At 51.1% G+C, this 24,720-nt stretch carries 15 protein-coding genes; 6 read left to right on the top strand and 9 right to left on the bottom strand.

All coding sequences use genetic code 11. From position 1 onward, the window contains the following. The first annotated feature begins 123 nt into the window (after positions 1-123). Entirely contained in the window at positions 124-1,503 is a 1,380-nt protein-coding gene (locus MMC1_RS09520) for a YchF/TatD family DNA exonuclease (protein ID WP_011713519.1), read from the top strand. Between the two features lie 145 nt (positions 1,504-1,648). Then, the gene (locus MMC1_RS09515) at positions 1,649-2,470 is read left to right on the top strand and encodes a PilZ domain-containing protein (protein WP_011713518.1); all 822 of its coding nucleotides are present in this window, start codon (positions 1,649-1,651) and stop codon (positions 2,468-2,470) included. Positions 2,471-2,573: 103 nt separating this feature from the next. Here the strand turns inward: MMC1_RS09515 and MMC1_RS09510 are convergent, their stop codons facing one another. The 5 genes from MMC1_RS09510 to glnE all read right to left on the bottom strand — a co-directional run bounded on the left by MMC1_RS09510 (position 2,574) and on the right by glnE (position 9,838). Then, positions 2,574-3,278 carry a hypothetical protein gene (locus MMC1_RS09510; protein WP_143711399.1) on the bottom strand — a complete coding sequence of 235 codons (705 nt, stop codon included), beginning with the start codon at positions 3,276-3,278 and terminating at the stop codon, positions 2,574-2,576. A 133-nt stretch (positions 3,279-3,411) separates the two neighbouring features. After that, positions 3,412-3,792: a hypothetical protein gene (locus MMC1_RS21635; protein ID WP_143711398.1), complete on the bottom strand. Its 381-nt coding sequence runs from the start codon at positions 3,790-3,792 to the stop codon at positions 3,412-3,414. A 63-nt stretch (positions 3,793-3,855) separates the two neighbouring features. Next, positions 3,856-5,538, bottom strand: coding sequence for an energy-dependent translational throttle protein EttA (gene ettA, locus MMC1_RS09505; protein ID WP_011713516.1), 1,683 nt, complete (start codon positions 5,536-5,538; stop codon positions 3,856-3,858). 93 nt (positions 5,539-5,631) lie between these two features. Then, positions 5,632-6,549, bottom strand: a complete 918-nt coding sequence (ilvE, locus tag MMC1_RS09500) for a branched-chain-amino-acid transaminase (RefSeq protein ID WP_011713515.1) — start codon at positions 6,547-6,549, stop codon at positions 5,632-5,634. Between the two features lie 220 nt (positions 6,550-6,769). Further along, positions 6,770-9,838: a bifunctional [glutamate--ammonia ligase]-adenylyl-L-tyrosine phosphorylase/[glutamate--ammonia-ligase] adenylyltransferase gene (gene glnE / locus MMC1_RS09495; protein WP_011713514.1), complete on the bottom strand. Its 3,069-nt coding sequence runs from the start codon at positions 9,836-9,838 to the stop codon at positions 6,770-6,772. 262 nt (positions 9,839-10,100) lie between these two features. Between glnE and MMC1_RS09490 the strand changes: the two genes are divergently transcribed. The 3 genes from MMC1_RS09490 to acpS are packed head-to-tail and all read left to right on the top strand — an operon-like array spanning position 10,101 to position 14,701. Then, positions 10,101-13,535, top strand: coding sequence for a YhdP family protein (locus MMC1_RS09490; protein ID WP_011713513.1), 3,435 nt, complete (start codon positions 10,101-10,103; stop codon positions 13,533-13,535). Positions 13,536-13,556: 21 nt separating this feature from the next. Continuing rightward, positions 13,557-14,288: a pyridoxine 5'-phosphate synthase gene (gene pdxJ / locus MMC1_RS09485; protein WP_011713512.1), complete on the top strand. Its 732-nt coding sequence runs from the start codon at positions 13,557-13,559 to the stop codon at positions 14,286-14,288. Then, a complete protein-coding gene (acpS, locus tag MMC1_RS09480) occupies positions 14,285-14,701 on the top strand; it encodes a holo-ACP synthase (RefSeq protein WP_011713511.1) in 417 nt (138 codons plus the stop codon). Before pdxJ ends, acpS begins: the two co-directional genes overlap by 4 nt. A 55-nt stretch (positions 14,702-14,756) precedes the next feature. On the opposite strand, the gene MMC1_RS09475 is transcribed toward acpS, so the two are convergent. Together MMC1_RS09475 and MMC1_RS09470 are read right to left on the bottom strand one after the other, a co-directional pair. Beyond that, positions 14,757-16,961, bottom strand: coding sequence for a CHASE2 domain-containing protein (locus tag MMC1_RS09475; RefSeq protein ID WP_011713510.1), 2,205 nt, complete (start codon positions 16,959-16,961; stop codon positions 14,757-14,759). A gap of 126 nt (positions 16,962-17,087) precedes the next feature. Next, positions 17,088-19,346 (bottom strand): HD family phosphohydrolase, encoded by a 2,259-nt coding sequence (locus MMC1_RS09470; protein ID WP_081436260.1) that lies wholly within the window; start codon positions 19,344-19,346, stop codon positions 17,088-17,090. Between the two features lie 1,178 nt (positions 19,347-20,524). Here MMC1_RS09470 and metG point away from each other — a divergent pair. Continuing rightward, entirely contained in the window at positions 20,525-22,588 is a 2,064-nt protein-coding gene (metG, locus tag MMC1_RS09465; RefSeq protein WP_041641108.1) for a methionine--tRNA ligase, read from the top strand. A 371-nt stretch (positions 22,589-22,959) separates the two neighbouring features. On the opposite strand, the gene trxA is transcribed toward metG, so the two are convergent. Then, positions 22,960-23,334 (bottom strand): thioredoxin, encoded by a 375-nt coding sequence (gene trxA, locus MMC1_RS09460; RefSeq protein WP_011713507.1) that lies wholly within the window; start codon positions 23,332-23,334, stop codon positions 22,960-22,962. Between the two features lie 212 nt (positions 23,335-23,546). After that, positions 23,547-24,713 (bottom strand): lipid-A-disaccharide synthase, encoded by a 1,167-nt coding sequence (gene lpxB, locus MMC1_RS09455; RefSeq protein WP_011713506.1) that lies wholly within the window; start codon positions 24,711-24,713, stop codon positions 23,547-23,549. Positions 24,714-24,720 lie beyond the last annotated feature (7 nt).

The following is a 24,720-nucleotide window of genomic DNA, read 5'->3' as shown; positions in this document are numbered from 1 at the left end:
TTTTTGGCGGGCTTGCCTTATTCGTAGGGCCGTGGATGGGCATCCATAACAAATTTTGCTTTTCTTGAGGTATCTCTACGCCTCACCCTCAAGAACCACTCGGATTGGTATTGGGACGGAACAATGTATCTTGCAGATAGCCACGCTCATTTAAATTTTGATGCCTTCAAAGAGGATCTGCCCAGCGTGCTACAGCGTGCGCGCCAGCAAGGGGTCCGCTACCTCAACATGATAGGCACCCGTTTGGATGATGTGGAAGAACTGTTGGCTATGAGCCAGCTTCAGCCCCATCTTTATACCACGGTGGGGGTACACCCCCACTATGCGGATGAGTATGTGACGGCCACACCTGAGCAAATTGCCCAGTTGGCGGATCATGAAAAAGTGGTGGCCATTGGAGAGACCGGTTTAGATTATCACTATGATAAGGCCGACCGCGAGCACCAAAAGCAGGTGTTTCGCACGCAGATCCGCGCGGCCCACATGGCCAAACGACCCTTGGTGATTCATACCCGCCAAGCCGAAGCAGATACCCGCGCCATTATGGAAGAGGAACAGGCCGCCGCATGTGGTGGTGTTATCCACTGTTTTACCGGTACGCAAGAGATGGCCGATTGGGCTCTGGAACAGGGGTTTTATATTGCGCTATCGGGCATTGTTACCTTTAACTCAGCGCAAGATTTACAAGAAATTGCGCGGCATATACCCGCCGAGCGGCTGTTGGTGGAGACCGATGCCCCCTATCTCGCGCCATTGCCCCACCGGGGTGTGCGCAACGAACCCGCATTTGTTGCGCAAACATTGAAAACCATTGCCAAATTTAGGGGGGATAACGCCAAAGATTTGGCTGATATCACCACCGAAAATTATCGCCGCCTGTTTAGGGTGGATCAGGCACGCACCCATGAAAAGGGGGTATTAGCCTATCCCATCGGCAACCGACTTTATATGAATGTCACCCATGGATGTACCCTCAAATGTCAGTTTTGCCCTAAGTGGCAAGCACCAGAGGTACATGCTTTTAACCTAGCTTTAACGGGTAATCCAAGCAGTGCAGAGCTTATCGCGGCGTTTGGTGAACTGGATGCCTTTGATGAAATTGTGTTTTGTGGCTATGGTGAACCAACCTTACGATTGCAGGTGATGTTAGAGGTTGCCGCTGCGGCCAAACAGCGGGGGAAGCGGGTTCGACTTAATACCGATGGCTTGGCAAACTTTGTGTATGGAGAGGACATCGCCCCTAAGATGGCGGGTTTGGTTGATGCAATCTCCATTTCACTGAATGCACAAAACGCAGAGCTGTATGACCGCCACTGTGTGCCGGGTAAAACGGGGGCCTATGCGGGGCTGCTAAGTTTTGTCGATGCGGTGAAACCCTATGTGCCAGAAGTCACCTTAACCGCAATCAGCGGCCTAGAAGGGGTGGATATCCCTGCGTGTGCTGCAATAGCCCGGCAAAAAGGGGTTAAATTTAGGGCCCGACAGTTGGATCGGGTTGGATAAGGCTAAGGGAAGCCTCTCTTTTTTATTATCCCATGTAAGAAAATGACCGATAAGGGGATATAAGGTTGTAAAAAGTCTCGGTAGAATCCTGTTCAATCATTCGCTTGGTCAGCATGGACTGCGAGTATGATAAGTAGGTGAGTACGTGGCTGAAACAAAGAACGAAGGCAAAACCAAGCGCTTTCTCAAGAGCCTGATTCAAACAGGCAAGGGAAAGGGTAAGGATCTCTCCGTAGCGGATGAGAACGGTTGCCACATGATTGAGGATGAGGAGGCAATCGTCAAGATTGTCACCCGCGCGATCGTGGAGCACCTGCCTGTTCAAATTCAGTTGGAAGAGGGCGATGCTTTTACCTTTTTCACCTACTTTGAAAAGGAGAATGATGAGATCACCTATTTGGAACAGGCGCGTTATGTTTTGGTGGATGCGCTGGATCCACCGTTAGGGAATATTAAAATTCGCAGTGCGGTATTTGTGGAGGTCTCCATGTTTACCGAACTGCACTTGGTGCGTACCAAGCTGCGTTTTCAGAAGATTATTGAGGGAAAAACCATTCAGATGAGTTTTCCCCGCTATCTCCAGCAGGAGCCCCAAAAACGGGCGATGGTACGCGCTAAGCTGGAGTCTCAATGGAAATTTAGCTTGGAGATCACCCGCGAATCCGGGGTTAAATTTGCGGCCAAGGCCTACGATATTAGCACGGGTGGAGTGGCCATTTACTACAAAGAAAAGATTCCCAAAATCACCGAAGGCTCACGGGTGGAAACCATTATTTACTGGCCTGAAGGGCCACCCATTCGCGTAGATAGTGTGATCATTGGGCAGTTTAGTAAACAGGGCTACACAGGCTACCGAATTCGTTTTTTGGTAGGTTCCTTTGATCTAAACCAAGCCTTGGGCAAGGTGGTTTCCCTGGCCCAACGCATGAGCCTAACCAAGCGTACCCGGCTGTTTAATAAGGATTAGGCGTGGCTCTTCTGAAAAAGCGATGCAAGGGTGCGAAAACGGTCGGTGTGTGACAAAAAAAAGGGGTCTTTTCATAAAGACCCCTTTTTTTGATACGGTGCTCTTACTGGCGTAGCGTGATAAAGGTGGGGTCTGTCTGAGAGTAGGCCGTTGTATAAAGCGGCCCGTCATCGGTTAATGCGGTTTGCTGCCCAGCTACAATGGTCTGCCCTAACTCGATCCAATGGCGGGCGTAGGTAAGCAGCCCTTGTGCCATTTTTTGGCCCTCTTCAAGAGTATGTGCTGTATCCATATAAAGATCTAATTCATAACCGGCAAACGCCTTTAGACCATCGGTTTTAAGACGTACGCCCCCTTGAAGCTGTTCGGTTTGAATTTTTACCCATAGATGGATGGGTAAAAATTCAAAGGCATCGGCATGTTTACGGTTAATCCGCTCAAACATCATACCCAGGGCGCGTTTGTAGATCACAAATTTAGACCATTTGACCAAAACCCCGCTATTGTTCCAATAGTCCAAGACCGGGCGTCCTTGGTCGGCTAAAATATAGGAGAGCGCCATGGTATTATCCGCAATGGTCAAGGCGTCGCTTCCGCTATAGGCTTGGGTCATGGGGCTGATGATCAAGTGTCCCTGATGGCCGCTAATGAGCTTGGTGAGCAGTTGATGGTCTGGATTATGGGTAAGGCTCTCTTGAAAGTGGCTGAGAGGAACCGGTGTGTCCATGACCTTAACCGCAAAGGTGGTACCCTGGTATTGGATGACAAAGGCTCCTTGGCTTTGCGCACGTTCAGCCCCGTGCAACACTTTGTAAGCCTCCTCAGAGATAAAACGACCAATATGTTTCTCTATGGAAGCTTTGGAGAACAAGACCGGGCGGTCTAACAAAACCGTGTTGATCAGCAGCGTGCGTGCGCCACGTTTGGTTGGGCTTTCGGGCTTAGGTAAAGCGAGGCTTGTTATGGCCGGTGCTGGGGGGGTAACCATTGGCGCTGTTATGGCCGGTGCTGGGGTAACCATTGGCGCTGTTTTGGCTGTAGCGCTGCTCTCCTGCGTCGAAGGGATCTCGGCTGATACCGCTACGGGGGGGGGTGTCGTATTGGCCTGTACCGTTGGCGTGGGTTGAGAGGGGGTGGGTGATCCCGCAAAATTCAGCGCACAGCCATGCATGGATAACAAAACCGTGCCTGCCAAAAGCAGTCGTAAGGTGTAAGACAAACAGGTCCTTATCACGGTTTTCCCTCTCTAATGGACAGATCAGCGCGCGTATGTGGGCCAAGCGTAGAGTTTTTTCTAGGCGGTTGCCCGCATAATGGCGCATGGATTGGCGCAGCGGTTCAGGTTCAGCCCAAAGGGCTAAGCCTGAACCGCTGCCAGTGCGGTATTAACGTACCACCGGCTTATATTTAATGCGGTGGGGCTGTTCGGCATCATCACCGCAGCGTTTTTTATAATCGGCATGGTACTCTTGATAGTTGCCTTCAAAAAAGACCACTTCAGAGTTGCCTTCAAAAGCCAGCATATGGGTGCAGATGCGGTCCAGGAACCAACGGTCATGGCTCACCACCACGGCACTACCGGGAAACTCTAAAAGCGCACTCTCTAGGGCTTGCAGGGTTTCAACATCGAGGTCGTTGGTCGGTTCGTCCAGCAGCAACAGGTTACCACCGCTTTTCACCAGATGGGCCATGTGCATGCGGTTGCGTTCACCCCCAGAGAGATGTTTCACCTTTTTCTGCTGATCGGAGCCCTTAAAGTTAAACCAGCTGACATAGGCGCGGGAGTTCACTTCGCGATCTCCAAGTTCAATCAACTCGTTACCATCGGAGATCATCTCCCACACCGATTTTTCGGCCTCCAACGCATCCCGGCTCTGGTCCACGTAGGTCAGTTTAACCGTTTCCCCCAACCGAACCGAACCACTGTCCGGGCTCTGCTGCTGGGTCAGCATGCGTAAAAAGGTGGTTTTACCCGAGCCATTGGCCCCGATAATGCCCAAGATACCCCCACGGGGCAGCGTGAAGTTAAGATTATCAATCAACAGGCGCCCGCCAAAGCCCTTGCTGAGGTTCTGCACTTCCATGACGATCTCACCCAAGCGGGGACCGGCAGGAATAAACAGCGTATTGGTTTCACGCCGCTTTTCACGATGCTGAGCGGCCAAATCTTCATAAGCCGCCAAACGGGCTTTGCTCTTGGTGCGGCGGGCGCTGGGCGAAGATTGTACCCAAGCCAGTTCTGTTTGTAGACGCTTGCGCAGGCCATCTTCTTCTTTTTTCTCTTGTTCTAAGCGCTTATCTTTTTGCTCCAACCAGGATGAGTAGTTGCCTTTCCAGGGGATGCCCTCACCACGGTCAAGCTCCAAAATCCAGCCTGCCACATTGTCGAGAAAATAGCGGTCGTGGGTTACGGCCACCACGGTGCCCGCATAGTTGGCGAGAAATTGCTCCAACCAAGCGACCGACTCGGCATCCAAGTGGTTGGTTGGTTCGTCCAGCAGCAGCATGTCAGGTTGCGAAAGCAGCAGCCGGGCGAGGGCCACGCGGCGCCGTTCACCCCCGGAAAGGGTGGTGACGTCGGCATCCCAATCGGGTAAACGCAGGGCATCGGCGGCGATCTCCATCTTGCGGTCCAGATCCCAGCCATCCAGATGGTCGATGGTCTCTTGCAGTTCACCCTGCTCCGCGATGAGGGCGTTCATCTCATCATCGCTCATCTCTTCGCCAAACAGGGCCGAAACCTCATTAAAACGGTCCACCGCCGCTTTAACCTCGGCCAACCCCATCTCCACGTTGCCCCGTACCCCTTTGTCTGGGTCCAGTTGAGGCTCCTGGGGCAGATAGCCTACTTTGACCCCATCCGCCGCTTTGGCTTCGCCATTAAAATCTTTATCGATGCCCGCCATAATGCGCAGCAGCGAGGATTTACCCGAACCGTTCAAACCCAGCACGCCAATTTTGGCACCAGGAAAGAAGGAGAGTGAAATATCTTTGAGGATGGTTCTTTTGTTGGGGGGAACCACTTTGGTTACCCGGTGCATGGAGTAGATATATTGGTAGCTGGCCATGGATTTTCCCAATGGTTCAGAGTGATGTTAACGATACAAAAGGGCGCTTTCCCTGGCATTCAGAGAAAGCGCCCTAAAGGTACGGTAGGGAGGTTAGATAACCGGAGTCAACCAACCCATATGTTTAGGATCACGCCCATGTACGATGTCAAAGAAACGCTTTTGTACCTCTTTGGTGACAGGGCCTGCGTGGCCAGGGCCAATTTGACGATCATCCAACTCGCGAATGGGGGTCACTTCAGCCGCTGTACCGGTGAAAAAGGCTTCGTCAGAGACCAACACCTCATCCCGTGGAAAGCGCTGCTCAACCACTTTTAAGCCCATTTCTGCGGCAATGGTCATCACCGTGTTACGGGTAATACCGTTGAGGGCAGAATCCAGGGGAGGGGTCTTTAACGTCTGGCCCTGCACCAAGAATAGGTTCTCCCCAGAGCCTTCGGCCACGTACCCTTCGGTGTCCAGCAACAACGCTTCGTCATAGCCGCAGCGCAGCGCCTCGGATTTAGCCAAGATAGAATTGGGATAGTTCCCCACCGCTTTAGCGCGGGTCATCACCACGTTGGGGTGGTGACGGGTGTAGGAGGAGGTTTTGATGCGAATCCCCTTCTCCATGCCCTCTTCACCCAGGTAGGCACCCCAAGCCCAAGCGGCAACCATGCCGTGGGTTTTTAGAGGGGCAGGATTGATGCCCATGGACTCCGCACCATAGTACATCAAGGGGCGGATATAGCCAGATTTAAGACCATTGAGCTTGATGACATCCTGGCACACTTGGCTGATGACATCACGGCTATAGGGCATCTCCATGCCCAGGATCAGGGCAGATTTAAAGAGACGCTCTACATGTTCGCCAAGACGGAAGATAGCAGGGCCTTGATCGGCCTCATAGCAGCGGATCCCTTCAAAGACACCCATGCCGTAGTGCAGGGTGTGGGTCAAGACGTGGATCTTGGCATCCCGCCAATCCACAAATTGACCATCCATCCAAATTTTTCCGTCTTTGTCCCACATGGGAACTCTCCTTGCGCAAAATTGAAACACAGCCCCATAAAAGTCGCGGCTGTTGAGCAAACCCGCTGCATGCTGCGATGCAAAGGGTGGCAAACGTGGGATTTTACCTCAATTTTCAACAAAAGCAAAAAGGGAATTGCAGAGAACCGCGACAACCCTGCCTCGCTCTTTTTTTTTGGCCCATTTCTCATCCCCCACACTCTGCCCCAAAAAAGCTGTCTCAAACCGGTGCCTCGCCGGCTACCGGTCCCAAATGGGTGGCATAAATGGGCTGGACTGCGGCAAAGTGGTGTGTCAGCTGCTCCAGGAGAGCAGGGCCGCTCTCCAGCTTACAGAGTCGGGCCAAACGTGCCAGTGTCACCGAGTCTTCAGTATGGATGGCATTTTCCGAGCGGTCATGGTGTAGCCGCAGGCGATTTTCCACCAAACGGTAAAACCGGTAGGCATCCTCTAGGGTTTGATAGGCTTGGGGTGTGATTAAACCGGCACGACGAATCGCCAATAAAGCACGGGGGGCGTTGCGTTGCAGGAGTTGTGGGTGTTGATGGGCATGCGCCAAGACCAAAAATTGGATCAAAAACTCCACATCCACAATGCCCCCACGGGTCTGCTTAATGTCAACCACACCGGGCTTGGGGCGCTTCTCTTGGTAGATGCGCTCACGCATTTGCACCACATCTTCGCGTAATGGCGCGATCTGGCGGGGTTGGATCAAGATGTGCCGAATAACCTGTTTTAACTGTTCGCTGCTATGACGCTCCCCCACCACCACATTGGCGCGAATCAGAGCCTGATGCTCCCAGTTCCAAGCCTCGTTTTGCTGGTATTTTGCAAAAGATTCCAAAGTTGTCACCAACGGCCCAGAGGCGCCAGAGGGACGCAGCCGCATATCAATTTCATAGAGCTTGCCTCCCTGCGATAGGGTGGTCAGCGTGCTGATAACCTTCTGCGCCATACGGGCAAAAAATTGGCTGTTGCTGATGGAGCGCTCGCCCTCTGTGTACTGCTCGTCACCCTGGCTGGTGTGAATAAAAATGAGGTCCAGATCGGAGCTATAGTTAAGCTCGCCCCCCCCTAATTTACCCATGCCCAACACCATAAAGCGGGCCCGCTGCCGCTGCCCTTGGGCATCGCTCCACATGGGCGGGCCATGGCGCTCCACCATGTCTGACATGGCATCCATGACCGCCTGTTCCAGCACCACAGTCGCGATGGCTGAAAGCGCGGCCATCACCTCTTGCAATTCGGCGATGCCCGCCAGATCCCGTATCCCCAAGCGCAACATCTCGGTATTGCGGAACATGCGCAGGGCATTAAAGCGCTCCTCTTCATTCTCTGCCCGTTCCATCGCCCTGGCCAACTCCTGACGCATCTCATTGCTGCCCCGATAGATGGTCACAAAATCTAGCCCCACCAGTGAATCCATGATGCTGGGGTGTTGGATTAAATGGCGGGATAGAAAGGGCGATGAACCAAACAGGGGCATCAGCAGCCCCAATAAATTGGGATTTTCGGCAAGCAGTGCCAGATAGTTGGTGCGATGGAGAATGGTTTGTAAAAATTTCTCCACGTGCTGCATCGCCATATCCACATCGGCGGCATCCAGCACCCCTTGCAATAACAGGGGGGCCAGGCGGCTAAACCAACGCTGCCCAGCCTCGGTTAAAGCGCGCTCTTGCGGTCCCAATTTGAACAGTTTGAGTGAGAGCAATGCTTGGTCTAAGTCGTGGAATCCACACTGGCTTAGGATTGCCCGGGTTTTTTCCTGTTCGTATTGGGTGCTGGTGGAGAGCAACGCCTCAACCCGCGCATCGTTGCTCAACTCATCCTGTCGGGTGCGTTCGGCATCAAAAAACAGATTGTCATAAGCCTCATGCACCCGCTGGCGAATCCCCTGTAATTTGGCTAAAAAGCTTTCTCGGTTGGGCATCCCCATGCGGGCCGCCAGTTGCGCCATACCTCGATCATCATCGGGCAAATTATGGGTCTGTTGCTCACGCACAATCTGGATGCGATGCTCCACCGTGCGTAAAAAGCGATAGGCCGAGGCTAAAAAATCGGCTGTGGTGCGATCCACTAAACCCAAAGTAGCCAAGGTATCCAACATGGGTACAGTGCGGCGATCTTGCAGCCGTTTTTCACGTCCACCATGAATCAACTGGTGGCTCTGCACAAAAAATTCAATCTCCCGAATGCCCCCAAAGCCAAGTTTAATATTGCGTCCATAGGTGTCGGCGTTATTGACCTTATGATCAATTTTCTTTTTCATCTCCCGAATGGATTCCAAGGCGCCAAAATCGAGAAAACGCCGGTAGACAAACGGGTGCAGGTTTTTTAAAAAAGCTTCACCCAAAGCAAGATCCCCAGCCACAGGACGCGCCTTAATCATGGCAGCGCGTTCCCAGCTCTGCCCCCACGATTCATAGTAGGTCTCCGCTGAGCGTACCGACAGGGCCAGTTCACCGCTCTCGCCATCGGGTCTTAACCGCAAATCGGTGCGAAACACCATGCCCTCGGCTGTAGCACGCGAGATCATCTGCATGAGCTCCCGACCAAGGCGCACATAGTAGTTTTTTACGGTAATGGATTGTTTGCCATCGGTTTGCCCAGCGTCGCAGTCGTAGAGAAAAATAAGATCAATATCCGACGAAAAATTAAGCTCATAGGCACCAAATTTACCCATGGCTAATACCACAAAACGGGCCCGCTGTGGCGTACCGCCTTCATCGCACACCACCATGGGTGAACCAAAACGGCTGGCAAAATGGCGTTCCAACCATTGATAGGCCGCCTCTAAGGTTGCTTCACCCACATAGGAGAGATGTTTGGTCGTCTCCTCCAGGGTTGCCTCGCCGGTTAAATCCCACAGGCCAATCTGTAAAAAAGCCAGATGTTTATGCAAGCGCAAACGCTGTTCGGCCACGTTTTGATCGGTGGTCGCCAGCAGATCTTCAAGGATGATGGCTTTATAACGATCCAACGTCCAATCCATGGGTTGGTGAAACAGTTGGGCTAAAAAGTGGGGCCAGCGGCCTAAAATGTTGCTCAAAAAAGGGCTGTTACCCAAGGCTAAGATCATACGGCGGCGCCAGCGGCTATCGGCCAGAACATGTTGCCAATGGCTCAAGAGCTCCCCTTCTAAGTGGAGGCTGCATCGCTCTAAGTGGTGCACAACACTCTCAGGTTCGGCGGTGCTGAGTCTGAGGCGCTGAATATGGTCTACGGCTGCGGCGTCCAGCGCCAGATGGGTAATCAGGGTGTGGGGTAGAGGGGTAATCGGGGTGGTCATGACGGTCTCACTCCACACAATGGTCGATGAAAAAGGGCGAAAAAAGGGGAAAACAGCCCCTTTAGCGCGTGGACAATTGAAAAGGATTCGCGCTCAGGCTACAACATAGTAGGTCTATTGGCAAAAGTAGCTCTGTGTCGGGTGCATTTTTTCTGCCCTACCTGTTAACCGATTCTTGAATGTGATTAGAGGCAAGGATGCCCTCCCAAGCAAACCCCTCCAATGTCTATAGTATACGGGGTTGTCCTCTGCTGGGGGGATTATGCTGCTTAAAATAATGCGATGGTGCATTGCCTTACTGTTGGGGCTGCCCGCTCTACTGGTCGCGGTAGCCTTGCTTTGGTTTGCGATTCGTCCGCTTGATATCATAGACTTACGAAAATTAAGCGAAATTGAACTCACAGAGCGTCTGGGGCAGCCTGTATCTATAACAACCATGCAATTGGTCCCTAGCTCAGCTTTACTGGATCTGCGTTTGCAGGGGGTAACCCTGTTTGACCAGCAACGCAGCCGTCCGCTCGTTCAGATCGGGGAGACCCGCATTCGTGTTAAAACCTGGAATCTGAGCACACTACTGCAAGGCCGAATTCCCCTCGAAATTGTTATTCTCAACGGCAACGCCGTTGCGATTAATAAGGGCACGGATCGGGAGTGGTTTATTGCAGGGCAGGCAGTTTCAGTTTGGCAAGCCAAGTTTCAACAGCCGCTACCACGCCCAGCCGTGCACCAGGTCGACACAGGATCTTGGCAACAACAGCTCGCCGGTTATGCGGCCCAACTCTTAGAGCATCTACAAATCACCACGGTTCGCTTGGGTAAGCTGAGTTTAGATGTGCTGCAAATGCCCTCTGCGGGTTCAACCATCCAAGCCGTTGGCAAGCTGAACCTTATTGATGCTCAACTGCACAACCGCTCAGGGGAGACCCCAATACAGTGGGCGATGCACGGGGATTTTACCCCCAATTGGGGGGTCGAGCAGGGGGATGCCCCTGTTACCTACACGCTGGAGGGGGCTCTGCAACAACGGGGGCGTTGGCACCTGGCCGGCAAGGTAGCCCACCTTCGCCCTGACCGGTGGACCAACCTGCTGGGCAAAGCAGGGGCCTCTTTAGCGGGTCTTCAATTTCCCATGCAGGGCGAATTTCGTCTGCATGGCGGTGATGGAGAGCCTTGGAAAAGCCGCTGGAAAGTGGTGTTAGGGAGTGGAGTCTGGGATACCCATGGTTTGTTCCGCTGGCCGATCCCCATTAGCAATCTGAGTGCCGAAGGCCAAGCTCAACAGGAGCTTGAAGCCAGTCAGGGTTGGCGGCTACAGGTCAACCATTTTGATCTTTACAACAATCAGGGCCATGCCCAGGGTAAGCTACTGTTGACAGGCATGGGGTTGACACATTCACCTTATGTGGATTTAGCCGCCACTTTTGGGGGAATTGATACCCAAGAAGCCAAGTTTTTCTACCCTCCTCATTATATGAACCCCTATCTGCTCAAGTGGCTCGATAACGCCCTTCTAAAAGGCAGCATTCCTCATGCAGAGGTCACCATTAAGGGGCCAGCATATGCCATTCCTTTTTTGCCAAAGGGCGCGCATAAAGCCAAGGGAACCTTTTTGGTCAAAGCTCAAGTCAGAGATTTGGACCTGGCCTATTTTCCTCAGCTTCCACCCATTAAGGGTGCCGATGTGACGTTGACGTTTGCCAACGAAAAAATGATTGCCAACGTACATAAAGGCTCACTGGGTAAGAGTAAAAATTTACAAGGAACGGCCACGATCCCAGAGATCCTGGGGGGGGATCAAACCCTGTTGGTGGATGCTAAAATTGATGGTGATATGCACTCCATTTGGCATGATGTCATCCAAAATCCTCGTTTAAAATGGGGTGACCATGTGGGTTTAAACGGGGCTGCGTTTGAGGGGCAGGGCGATTTTAAACTCAAGATGACGCTCCCTCTTAACCACTCTATTGATGTCAGTTACGACACCTTGTTAAATTTTAATCGAGCCAAAGCCACGCTGCCCTTTTTGCCCCAACCCATCGAGCATGCTGCGGGGTTGTTGCACATTAATGATGATGTGTTGGATCTCAAGATCACCCAGGCAAACTATGATGCGCTGCCATTTACCGGTACCATTAAGGCGCTTGATTATGCCAAAGCAGGGGAGAGCGATCTGCGCGTTTTGCTGCATGCCCCCCTTACCGCCAGCCAACTGCAACAGCGCCTCGTGGGTCTGCTGGAAGAGGTGCCGCACTTCCAAGGAGCCAGTGCCTTAGCGGTTGATCTCCATCGCTCCAAAGGGGCGCCTAGCTACACGGCAAATCTGCAATGGGACCTAAGCAAGCTGCTATTAAACAACTATAAAGGGGTTGAAAAAACTAAATATAGCAAAGGCTTGCTTGCTTTACAAGGCAGCTTTGATCCCAAACAGGTTGCGGTGGATGTCCAACAGTTGCAGCTTGAGTTTGGTAATCTTCGCAGTCAAGGACACGGCTTTTGGCTGCATGGTCAGGAGGAGACCCAAATCATTCTGGAGCCTTTTCAATTGGGGCAAAGCAAGGGACGCCTGCATTTTAGACAAGGGGGGTTGGACCAACAGGCCCCGGCCTACCGCTTAGAAGGGACTTTTTCGCAGCTTGATCTTACCCACTGGCAACAGCCAAGCCTGCCGGAGAGTATTTCTGCAACAGAGCCCCCCATCCTTAAACGGGTGGTGTGGAACCCTGAAAAGCTGAGTAAAATCCCACAAAGGCCCACCATTCTCGTTCTCAAGGCTGAGCAGGTGCAAATGGCCAACCAAATCCAAGCGGAAGCGCTGGATTTGCAGGCGCGTTTGGATGCTAAAAATTTGTGGATTGGTCCGTGTCAATTTAAGATTGATGATAAAATTGTTAAAGTAAATGGACAGTTAACCTGGGAAAATCGGGTAGGGCAGGGTGCCTATCAAGGCCAGTTAGATTTTGAAAGTGATGATCTAGGCCGGGTACTCAAGGGGGCCAATCTGCACGATGGCTTAAATGGGGGAAAGGGCAAAATTTCCCTAACCTTGGCTGGAGAAGCCATCCCCAACCAGACCATCATTACCTCCCTCTCAGGTGAGGGTACGGTCAAAATAGAACAGGGGACCATCAAACAGCTTGATCTGCTTTCTAAGCTGTTGGGTCTGCTGTCGGTGCAAGAGTTACCCATGTTGCTGTTTGGCAAACGGCCAGATCTGCAAGAAGAGGGCTTTTATTTTCGCACCTTGGAAGGGGGCTTTACGCTCAAGCAAGGACAATGGCATAGCGATAAAGTAGAAATTAGCGGCCCCTCTATGAAAATGGTCATCTCTGGGGATCTTGATTTGCCGGCGCAAAAAATGGATCTGCTGGTCGGGGTGCGACCTTTGCAAAGTCTGGATGCCATTATTAGCAGTGTTCCCTTGCTGGGGCAAATACTGGCCGGGGGTCGAGAGGCACTGCTGGAGACACAGTTTTCCGTAGAGGGGGCCATGGATGGACCAAAAATTTTCCTCAAACCTATCTCAACATTGGCACCGGGCATTGTGCGTGATATTTTGCAGGCGTCGGGAAAGTTACTCACGGAACAGTCGGATAACAACAAAGAACCAGAGGATGCCCCCACCACCACGCGTCCACCCGCCAACGCGCCTCTAAAAAAGAATATCGACACAGGGCAAAATAGTGTGACAAAGCCCTGATAACTCTGTTGGACGACCATCATGATTTTACTGGGTGTCAATATTGATCACATCGCAACCCTACGTCAGGCTCGGGGGGAGCGTTATCCCGATCCGGTTGATGCCGCTTTTGCGGCAGAACGGGCCGGTGCCGATAGCATAACCGTCCATCTGCGCGAGGATCGTCGTCATATCCAGGATCGTGATGTGGTGCTGCTCCAGCAAACCTGCCAGACCAAGATTAATTTAGAGATGGCCGCCAGTGAGCCAATGCTGACGCTTGCGGAGCGCTGGAAACCGCAAGATTGCTGTCTGGTCCCTGAAAAACGGCATGAATTAACCACCGAAGGGGGCTTGGATGTGGTGGGTAATCGGCATAGGCTCGCCGACGCAGTAGCCCGTTTGCACGATGCCGGTATTCGTGTCTCGCTCTTTGTAGATCCAGATTTGGAGCAGATTTCTGCGGCAGGCGCCATTGGTGCAACGGTGGTTGAGATGCACACTGGCCGCTATGCCAATGCAGCGACGCAAGCACAACGCAACTTGGAGCTTGAGCAGCTTTACCGCGCGGCCCATCAGGCCAGCCTCAATGGGTTAACCGTCCATGCTGGGCATGGTTTGACCTATCACAATGTACAACCCATTGCCAGATTGCCCGATTTGAAGGAGCTCAATATCGGTCACGCCATCATTGCCCGTGCTGTGATGGTCGGCATGGAGAGCGCCGTCAAAGAGATGAAACGGTTGATGCGTGAAGCGGTTAAAACACCATGATTGTTGGTATTGGCAATGATTTGGTCGAAATTCAGCGGTTGACCAATATGTTGAATAAAGGCCATGGCCAGCGTTTTTTAGAGCGCTGTTTTACGCAGCAAGAGCAACAGCTATGCAATGGGCGCAGCACGCCACAACGTGCTTGTTGTTACGCCAAACGGTTTGCCGCCAAAGAGGCGGTTATCAAAGCCCTTGGGGTTGGTTTTCGACAGGGGTTATGGTTTACCGATATTGAAGTGCTACCCAATCAGTTGGGGCGGCCAACTGTAACCCTACACGGAGCCACCGCCCAATGGTTGGCTTGTCATCATCCTGGCCAAGTTAACATTCACCTAAGCTTGAGTGATGAAAAGGGACTGGCCATCGCCACCGCCCTTATTGAGTGCCACCCTTTGGCCATGGCACCTTCATAACGAGCCGGTGTAAAGAGAGAGCCCTTTTCACAACGGCGCGAAAAGGGCTCTCTCTTTACTTAGAGGTGTGGGTAAAGACACCATCCCACAGTTCGTCAGGGGGTTCGACCTTAAAGTGCGCAATACGATCCAGATAAATTTGGTAAATCATCCGTGAGGGTTCAGCGGTTTGCAGTGCCGTTAAGAGCGCTTCAGCTTCTTGCCATTGCTGTTGACGGTAGAGTGATAATGCCTGATGATACTGTTCTAACTCGCTCAAACGCGCCTCATCAACCTCGCTTGTAAAGCCAACCGGTTCATAAATCGCGATCGGTTCCGCCTTGCCTTTAACCCGTACCAGATCCAACTCCCGGCAGACCAAATCAACCACTTCGGCCTTGCTGCCCTGACCCAAAATAATATCCACCCCATACTGTTTGGTCAGCCCTTCAAGCCGTGAGCCGAGGTTAACGGCGTCTCCCAACACGGTATAGGCCATACGAAATTCAGAGCCCATGTTGCCCACGTTCATGGTGCCGGTATTAATCCCCACACCAATTTTTAGCTCGGGCCAGCCTTTGGCTTTAAATGCCACAGAGAGAGCCTGCATCGCTTCAATCATCTGAAAGGCTGAGCGCACCGCATGACGGGTATGCTCTGGATCGTGTAAGGGAGCCCCCCAAAAGGCCATAATGGCATCCCCCATATATTTATCAATGGTGCCCCGGTTTTCATGGATCACCCGTGTCATGGGGGTTAAAAAGCTATTCATAAGGCTGGTTAATTCGTCGGGTTTTAATCCTTCTGAAATGGTGGTAAAGCTGCGCACATCTGAAAAGAGTACCGTCATGGTGCGGCTTTCACCACCAATGGAGACATCACTGCCGCTGGCGGTCATTTCATCCACCAATTCAGATGGAATATATTGTCCAAATGTTTTGGATATCTGACGCTTACTGCGGGATTCCACAAAAAAACCATAGGCCATGTGGTAGATGTAAAGCAGAATGGTTAAGCTGAGTAACAGCCCCACATGCATCACCATACCCTTTTGCCAAGTCAACAAAGTAGCAACCACCACCGCAGCCAACGAACTGGCCGTCAAGAGTGTGCCTAACATAGGGCTTAGGCGCGGCAACAGCAGGGTTAGCAGAATACCCAATACCAGCAGCGCGCTTAGCTCAATCAAGAACATTTCAGCCGGGCGCGATTTAATACGGCCATCCATAATACCGGCGATGATGTTGGCGTGGATCTCAACCCCAGGGTAGACGTGCTGCACCGGGGTTGAACGCAGATCTAACAAGCCTGGAGCAGTGGTACCCATAAGCACAATGCGTCCCTCCAGCTTATCCTGTGCCACGCGACCTTCCAGCACATCCGCAGCTGAGATATAGGGAAAACTGCCTTGTGGCCCCATATAGGGTACCAATACCGCCATATCGCGATCGACCGGAATGCGAAACGCACCATCATCCAGCCAGATGGCATCCCCTGTGGGGGAAATGGAAAGGGTAGGGGTGCCCAATGCGGTACGTAAAAGATTAAGTGCCAAAGAACCATAGATCCCGCCGTTGTGTACCTGTAACAAAGGCACACGCCTAAAAACGCCATCTTGGTCCACCAAGGGGTTGTCAAAAAAACCACCCTCTCGGGCTTGGTTCTGCAAAATTTGTAAATTTGCGCCAAAAGATTCAGGCTGCATGCCGGGGAATTGCTGGGCTTCGAGCTTATCCAACGTTGCTAAGGGCGGGGGCAATTGCCCACTCTGCCCGCCTTTATCATTCCGTTGTTTAAAATAGTAGCCCATGACGACCGGTCGATCCGTAAGGGCGCGCGCAAAGATGGTGTCATGCAACAGAGTAGGGCGCAATTTGGCAAAGGTGGTTTGAAAGAGGGGAAAATCCTTTAAAGGACCTGTTGCTAAGTGTTCTAAAACCTCTAAGCCGCCCGCTTTGTCTTCCTCAGCAAAAACAAAGTCAAAGCCTAAACTATTGATTTGGTACTGATCAAAAAGTGTATTAACCAGTTGCGCCAATTGATTTCGTGGCCATGGCCAGCGACCCACACGGGCAAGTGAACGCTCATCGACATCTAAAATAACGATTTGGCTCTCTAAGCGTCCGGGCATCGTGGTACGCAGCTGGGTGTCATAGATCTGATGATCCAATTGAACGAATAGAGTGCTGGGAATGATATTTAGGGAAAGTAATAAAAAAATCAGTACTAACAGAAAACTACCCGCATAACGAAACCAAATGGTCTTTTTGATTTTTTCCACCAGACCTCTCCTTTTCAACCATAGAGAGGCTTAGGCGGTTGCCTTCTGAGAACCCAAAGACCCCCGTTCGCCATTTGGTGCCTGGGAGTCTTTGGGTAGATGCCTCGTCTTGTGACTGTTCTCTATTTAAGCCGACTGGGCGTCGTTATCATTGGGAATGGGCTCATAGCCGGGAATTTTAGTGTGATCCACCTCATCAATCTGTTTAGGATCCAGATAGAGTTGGGCATACTCAAGGTAGATCTTACTTTCAATAAAGATGCGGAAGAGCTCAGGATCAATGTGCTGATCCTTTTTCATAAAGCCCAAAATCTTTAAAGCCTGAGAGAGCGTCTTGCCATCTTTATAGGGACGATCGCGTGCCGTTAGCGCTTCAAAGACATCGGCAATGGCCATAATCCGTGCTTGTACAGAGAGTCTGTCTTTCGTCAGTTTATTGGGGTAGCCGGTACCAATGAGGGTTTCATGGTGGTTGCCCGCAATCTCCGGTACATCCTTCATCTGTTTGGGGAAGGGGATGCTAGAGAGCATTTTAATGGTGGCCACCACGTGGCTATTAATGATCTCACGCTCTTCAGGGGTGATGGTCCCTCTGGGAATGTTGAGGTTATAGACCTCATTGTCCGAGAGAAACTCTTGCTCCTCACCATCGGCATCCAGATAGCGATATTGGCCAATTTGGCGCACCCGTTGTTGGGCCTCTTCTGCCATAAACTCACCGCCAATATTGGCTTTGCGGATAAATTCGCGGTCATCGTCATACTGCTCGATGAGAGAGTGGTAGCGCTCTTCCAGTAAAAATGGGGTCTCTGTATCGCCCTTTTCCAACGCTGCCAATTTGCCTTCCAACATGCGAATTTTGGCGTCTCTTTTGAGTACTTCGAAGCGGGTGTCCACGGTATGGATACGGTCGTAGATGGTCTCCAGCTTGGTTCCTTTATCGACCACTTCCGTAGGGGTCGTGACTTTGCCGCAATCGTGCAACCAAGCGGCAATCTTTAATTCGTACATCTGCTCATCGTTAAGCGTCCAATCCTTAAACTCACCGCGATCCATATCCGAAGTGGCTTTACCCAACATTTCAGCCAGCACAGGTACCCGATGACAATGCCCGCCTGTATAGGGTGATTTATCGTCAATGGCACCCGCAATGGCTTGGATGAAGGCCTCGAACAGCAGCTTAAGATCGTTAATCAGCTTTTGGGTGGTCAAGGCAATGGCGGCTTGAGAGGCAAGAGACTCTGCCAGTTGTTGGCCTTCTGAACCAAAGGGGACAATTTTACCCGTGTGATCTTTGGCATTAATAAGCTGCAAAACGCCGATCAACTCATTTTCATGGTTTTTCATGGGCACCGCAAGCACCGAGGTGGTGCGATAGCCGGTATTTTTATCAAAGGCTCGTGCCCCAGAAAAGTCAAAACCATCCGCTTGATAGGCATCGGGAACATTGACCGCTTCCCCTTTAATGGCCGCGTAAGCAGCAATGGCCTGTAGATTGGGTTTACCTTCTTTATAAAGGGGCAGGTTGGGGAAGGTGATATCAACCCCAGTGGTTCCCCCCATCGCAATATTGAGGGAGTCCGTGCGGATAATCTCAAACTTGAGTGCATCCTGGGCTTCGTTAACGCGGTAGAGCGTACCGGCATCGGCATTGGCCAGTTCTTTGGAGCCGAGCAGAATTTTTTCCAAGAGTCGGTTGGTATCTTTCTCCGATGAAAGAGCGATGCCGATCTCATTGAGTTTGTTAATATGGGTTAAAAAATCTAACTCAGCACCATCACTATCGACCCCTTTTTGCATGATGCGCTGGGTAGCAACGAGTAACGCTGTTTGGGCGGCAAATCGTTCAACGTCCGCTTGAACTTCTGCCGAAAAAGGAACGCAATTTCCCTCTGGCGTCTGTGCGTTAATAAGCTGAATAACGCCCACGACCTCTTCATGATGTCCTTTTAACGGAATATTTAATACCGATTGAGTTCGGTAATGGTTTTGTTCGTCAAAATCACGTGTCCCTGTAAAATCAAGCTGATCGACCTTATAGGCATCGGCGATATTGAGCGTTACGCCACGATGGGCACACTCCACGGCAATAAGGTGGTGGGTCGGTTTGTCGTTGGCATAGAGGGAGAGATTAGGGTAGGGGGGGGGCGTGCCTGTTGTGCCACCGTAGGCAAGCCCCAAACTGCGGGTGCGCATGATCGCAAATTCCAGGGCATCTCTAGATTCTGTCATTAAATAGAGTGTCGCACCATCGGCCATGCTCAAATCTTGAACGGTTACAAGAATTTGCTCAAGCAGAGCATCCATGCTCTGCTGTTCAACCAGCAAAGCACATGTTTTATTGGCATTTGTAATGTGCTGTAGCATTTCTGCGTGATCACTCACCGACCTATCCTCTGCTAAAAAAGATGCAACGACCACAGGATTGAATGACGTAATCCTTAAAAAAAAGAGAGACCATCAGCATAAAAACAGCCGTGCCAGTGTCTCGAATTATAACAACTGCATCCTTGGTTGGCCACCTCCTATCAACTCAGCCAACAAGTCTTTAGGGTAGTAACATTTAAGGATGAAACAGTTTCTAATCTTCTTCTTATAGACGACGGATAAAGCTTCCGCGACTAAAATGCAATAATAAGTCCAAAACACCCGAAAATAACAGGGTTAAGCGTTGCAATGCTATTTTGTGTCGATTCATAAAAGCGAGACCCCTAGAAGAAAGGGGCTGATTATCTATTGGCCATCCCATAATCCCCCTCGGGCAGAGAACAAATGCGACGTGAACTTTAGATCGGTATTTTATGGTATAAGTTCTGTGTATTTAGGTAAAAGACGTACATTTTTTTTAAGTCAAATGGAAAGCTTGTTAAAAATGTATAAATTTTTAGGTCATAAAAGCTTCAGCTGTGCCGTGCTTTAAAAAATGTTCATGGGGCCGCCAGCGGGGGGAAGGCGGTGGCGTGGGGCTGATAAAGGATGACGTGGTAGCTTTAAAGATCTCCATGGGGTCACGTAAAGGAGGATGTGGAGGTGGAAAGGTTTTGAGAATATCATCAAATTTCAGATAATTAGCTCAGAATACAAAATTTAACATAATACATCTTATGCGACATAATACACAAAGGCGACTTTCCACCGTGTTACAAAAGGGTTGCAATGCGTTACAAATAAATCATTCCATAAATTGTTACAAATGGACGGTTGGCGAAAAACAGCTTTGTTACAAATGTGTGCGCAAGCGAAGTGTGCGCCCATCACTTAATGCCCCCAACAAACAAGCATGCAGATCGCCAATGCTCGCGGATGATCCCTCAATCCCCAGGCGCGGCTAAAAGCACCTTGTTAATTGCCCCCTCAACAAACAAGCAATGGTGATCGCGAATGCTCGCGGGAGCTTGGCTTTCCCTCATCCATGCGCTGCTAAATCACCTTCTGAGTAGAGAGAATGCCAACAAGAGCATCCCTGTTTGCGGGGTATGGGCTTATGCCTCCTTCTTTTTAGCTCATCATCCTGATACTATACCAGGATTCATCCTTAACCCCCCTCTACATGACGTGAAACAATCATGCGCCGAATTTTAGTTACCAGTGCTCTTCCCTATGCAAACGGTCACATTCATTTGGGCCATTTGGTAGAATATATTCAGACCGATATCTGGGTTCGCTTTCACAAACTTCGTGGGGAGGAGTGCATTTACATGTGCGCCGATGATACCCACGGCACCCCCATTATGCTCCGTGCACAAAAAGAAGGGATTACGCCTGAGCAATTGGTCAACCAAATGCACAAAGAGCATGCCCAAGATTTTGCAGCTTTTTTCGTGCAATTTGACGAATATTACACCACCAATTCAGAAGAGAACCGCCTGCTTTCCGAAGAAATTTACCTGAAAAATAGGGATGGTGGCCATATTGAAGTGGATACCATCCAACAGGCTTACTGTGAACATGATGCCATGTTTCTGCCTGACCGGTTTATCCGCGGTACCTGTCCCCACTGCGGAGCGGTGGACCAGTATGGGGATAGTTGCGAGGTGTGCAGCGCCACCTATCGCCCCACGGAGTTAAAAGAGGCCAAATGTGCGGTATGTGGCTCACAGCCTGTGGAAAAATCCTCTGAGCACTACTTTTTTAAATTACAGGACTTTAGTGACTACCTGAAAGAGTGGATTCAATCAGGCACCCTACAACCTGAGATGGCCGCTAAACTCAATGAGTGGTTTGAACAAGGTCTTAAACATTGGGATATCTCCCGCGATGGCCCCTATTTCGGTTTTGAGATTCCCGATGCGCCCGGCAAATATTTTTATGTCTGGTTGGATGCCCCAACAGGTTACATGGCAACTACTTGGCACCACTGTAAAAAACAGGGCATAAACTTTGATGACTATTGGCGCCGCGATGATAAGGCAGAGGTCTATCACTTTATCGGTAAAGATATTCTCTATTTCCATACCCTGTTTTGGCCAGCCATGTTGCACGGTTCCGGATTTCGCACCCCTACCGCAGTGTTTGCCCATGGCTTTTTGACCGTTAACGGTCAAAAAATGTCCAAATCACGGGGTACCTTTATCAATGCACGCCAATATTCAGCGTTTTTAAATCCAGAATATCTGCGTTACTACTATGCCGCCAAGCTAACCTCCCGCGTGGATGATCTGGATCTTAATCTGGATGATTTTGTTCAGCGGGTAAACAGTGATTTGGTGGGTAAAGTGGTTAATTTGGCCTCTCGCACCGCGGGTTTTATCGTCAAACGTTTCGAGGGGCAATTGTGCGCGGACTATCCAGAAGACGACGGGCTTTTTCAGCAATTTCACCAAGCCGGCGAAGAGATCGCCGCTCTCTACGAAAAGCGTGAATTTGCCAAAGCCATGCAGGCCATCATGCGTTTGGCCGATAGCGCCAATCAATATGTCGAAAACCATGCGCCCTGGGTGTTGGCTAAAGATCCCTTGCAAAGCCAGCGCCTGCAACAGGTGTGCTCTGTTACATTAAATCTGTTCCGAACCTTAATGATCTTCCTCAAACCTGTTTTGCCTTATATGAGCAACCAGGTTGAGCAGCTCTTTAATGCGCCCCAACCCTTCGTTTGGCAGGATACCGCTGCGCCCTTACAAGGGGTTACCATCAATGCGTTTAAGCATTTGATGAGCCGCGTCGAGAAAGAAAAGGTCGATGCCATGGTTGAGGCCGCGCGCGAAGAGGCCCCCTCCCCTACCCCGCAACCCAAGCAGCAAACCAAAGAAAAAGAAGAAAAAAATAAAAAATCCGCTGACAAGGATGCGCTTGCTGCGAGCATTGATTTTGACACCTTTATGCAGGTGGACCTGCGGGTCGCCCGCATTGCCGATGCCCATGAGGTAGAAGGCGCAGACAAACTTTTGCAATTGACCCTCGATTTGGGCGAAACCTTGGGCACCCGCACGGTGTTTGCGGGCATTAAATCCAGCTATAGCGCCGAGCAACTCAAGGGCCGTTTAACCGTTGTGGTGGCCAACCTGGCACCCCGTAAAATGAAATTCGGTATCTCAGAGGGAATGGTTTTAGCCGCAGGCCCTGGCGGGACCGATATTCACATTCTCTCCCCAGATAGTGGTGCCCAGCCAGGGCAGCGCATCAAATAACCCTCACACGATGGGGGTGTCTCTCTTGGCATCGACGATAACAAGGATGACACCCCCTGTTGTTACGGATTCAAACATGGCTTGCCCGGATATTTCATCGCGATCATCGAAGGGATTCATGAAATATCCGGGCTAGCTCTTGTGGTGCTCTGGGCTCCCCTGCCCGGCCCATGGATTGGTAACGTTCGCTATCCACGATCTGCCCCCCTACCCGCCTTGTTAATGACGGCAGCAGCTCTCAACAAAAAAGCGGTATCGAAGATGTTCTCTCCAATACCGCTTTTTACGACACCACCACATACCCTGGATGATTCTCTCCTGCTCTTGACCCGCGCCTAGGAGCCCCCGCCGCGTGTAAGTTTAGCCGCTGCTTAGTGCTCCTCTGCTTGGGAAGCATTGGCGATCTCTTTACGCACTTCGTCCATATCCAGTTCTTTGGCCTTGCCGATCAACTCAACCAGAGCCTGTTCGGGTAGCATGCCGGGTTGGGAAAAAATGATAACGTTATCCCGGAAAATCATCAGGGTCGGAATGGAGCGAATTTGAAACTCCATGGCCAGCTCCCGTTGCTCGTCGGTATTAACCTTGGCGAACACCACATCGGGATTGCTTTCCGACACTTTTTCAAAAATCGGCGCAAACGCCTTACATGGACCACACCACGAGGCCCAAAAATCGACGATGACAATGTTGTCACCGGTTACGGTTTCTTGAAAGTTGTCTTTGGTCAAATCGATGGTTGCCATAGTCGTTTGCTCCTGAAAGTATCAAAGAAAGCCCTATCTTTTGAATCCGTAGGGTTTCAAGTGTAGAAAGTGTGGCCCCATCCCGCTGGCCCTGCTCAAAAGGTACTGCAACGGCTCATTTAAACATATTCTAATATTGAATGAAACACCTCTGTAACAAATTTTACACATCCTAATGTTTCACCAACATAGCCCGCCCCTCTGCCGCGAGCTTATCCACCTGGACGGTAGCCTACTTTATGCAAAATAAAATCACTGACCACTTCGACCGCACCGTGGGTCGGCGGCAGTAGGCTCTGCTTAACAACCCGTAGGGCTTCGCGCATGGCCATTGCTTCTTGAGGGCGGTTTAAAAGCTGGATCAAATCTTCTGATAACTGTTCGGGGTTGGCGTCCTGCTGAATGCGTTCTTCAACGATGGCTGACTGCGCAATAAGGTTGGGCAGCGAAATAAATTTGCTTTTAATAAGCTGCTTGCCGATCTGGTAGGTCAATGGGTTAACCTTATAAGCTACCACCATGGGAATCCCAATCAACGCCGCTTCCAAGGTGGCCGTCCCTGAAGCTACCAATAGTGCATCGCTGGCCGCCAGCCAGTTATAGGCATTGCCATGACGCACAATAACGGGTAAATCGCGCAATGCTTCAGGCCACACCTCATACAACTGTTGATCGCTGATGGTTTCGGCTTGGATCAAGACAAAAGATAGGTTGGTGCGCCGTTTCCACAGACGTTCAGCGGTACGTAAAAAGGTCTCCAAAAGCCGCTGGATCTCGCTACGGCGCGATCCAGGCATAATCGCAACCAACTGTCCCGCTTCGGAAACCCCAAGAATCTTGCGGGCCTCCGAGCGGCTGTAACTTGGCACCGCCTCCTGGACGAGAGGATGCCCCACAAAATGGGCTTCTAAGCCTGTATTGGCATAATAGCGTGGCTCAAAGGGGAACAGGCAGAGCAGCAAATCCAGATAGCTCGCAATCGTTTTAGCCCGCCCAGAACGCCAAGCCCACACCTGTGGACTCACATAGTGTACGGTGGGAATGCCCAACTGTTTAGCCTTGCGCGCCATGCGTAGACTAAAATCGGGTAAATCAACGGTAATAAGAAGGTCGGGGGGCTCGCTTTGCAGACGTTTAAGCAGCGCATTAAAAATGGTGCGGATGCGAGGAAACCGGTTAAGCACCTCCACCACACCAATGATAGAAAGCTCCTGGGCATCGGCCATAGAGTCCAACCCCAACATCTTCATGCGAGGTCCGCCGATTCCATAGATCTGCATGCGCGGGAAACGCTTTTTCAGTCCACTCACCAACGAGGCTGCCAGCAGATCGCCAGAGGCCTCGCCCGTTACAATGGCGATACGCAGTGGGCGTCCCATAATTTCC

The organism is Magnetococcus marinus MC-1 (genome assembly GCF_000014865.1).
Lineage (GTDB): Bacteria > Pseudomonadota > Magnetococcia > Magnetococcales > Magnetococcaceae > Magnetococcus > Magnetococcus marinus.
Note: the sequence above shows the minus strand (reverse complement) of the source record. Positions and strands in the feature narration are given on the sequence as shown.

What these genes read in the sequence shown, in the direction of transcription:
- MMC1_RS09520 (WP_011713519.1), top strand. Translation starts at nt 124, where the DNA reads ATGTATCTTGCAGATAGCCACGCTCATTTAAATTTTGATGCCTTCAAA.
- MMC1_RS21635 (WP_143711398.1), bottom strand. Translation starts at nt 3,792, where the DNA reads ATGCGCCATTATGCGGGCAACCGCCTAGAAAAAACTCTACGCTTGGCC.
- ettA (WP_011713516.1), bottom strand. Translation starts at nt 5,538, where the DNA reads ATGGCCAGCTACCAATATATCTACTCCATGCACCGGGTAACCAAAGTG.
- ilvE (WP_011713515.1), bottom strand. Translation starts at nt 6,549, where the DNA reads ATGTGGGACAAAGACGGAAAAATTTGGATGGATGGTCAATTTGTGGAT.
- glnE (WP_011713514.1), bottom strand. Translation starts at nt 9,838, where the DNA reads ATGACCACCCCGATTACCCCTCTACCCCACACCCTGATTACCCATCTG.
- MMC1_RS09490 (WP_011713513.1), top strand. Translation starts at nt 10,101, where the DNA reads ATGCTGCTTAAAATAATGCGATGGTGCATTGCCTTACTGTTGGGGCTG.
- pdxJ (WP_011713512.1), top strand. Translation starts at nt 13,557, where the DNA reads ATGATTTTACTGGGTGTCAATATTGATCACATCGCAACCCTACGTCAG.
- acpS (WP_011713511.1), top strand. Translation starts at nt 14,285, where the DNA reads ATGATTGTTGGTATTGGCAATGATTTGGTCGAAATTCAGCGGTTGACC.
- trxA (WP_011713507.1), bottom strand. Translation starts at nt 23,334, where the DNA reads ATGGCAACCATCGATTTGACCAAAGACAACTTTCAAGAAACCGTAACC.
- lpxB (WP_011713506.1), bottom strand. Translation starts at nt 24,713, where the DNA reads ATGGGACGCCCACTGCGTATCGCCATTGTAACGGGCGAGGCCTCTGGC.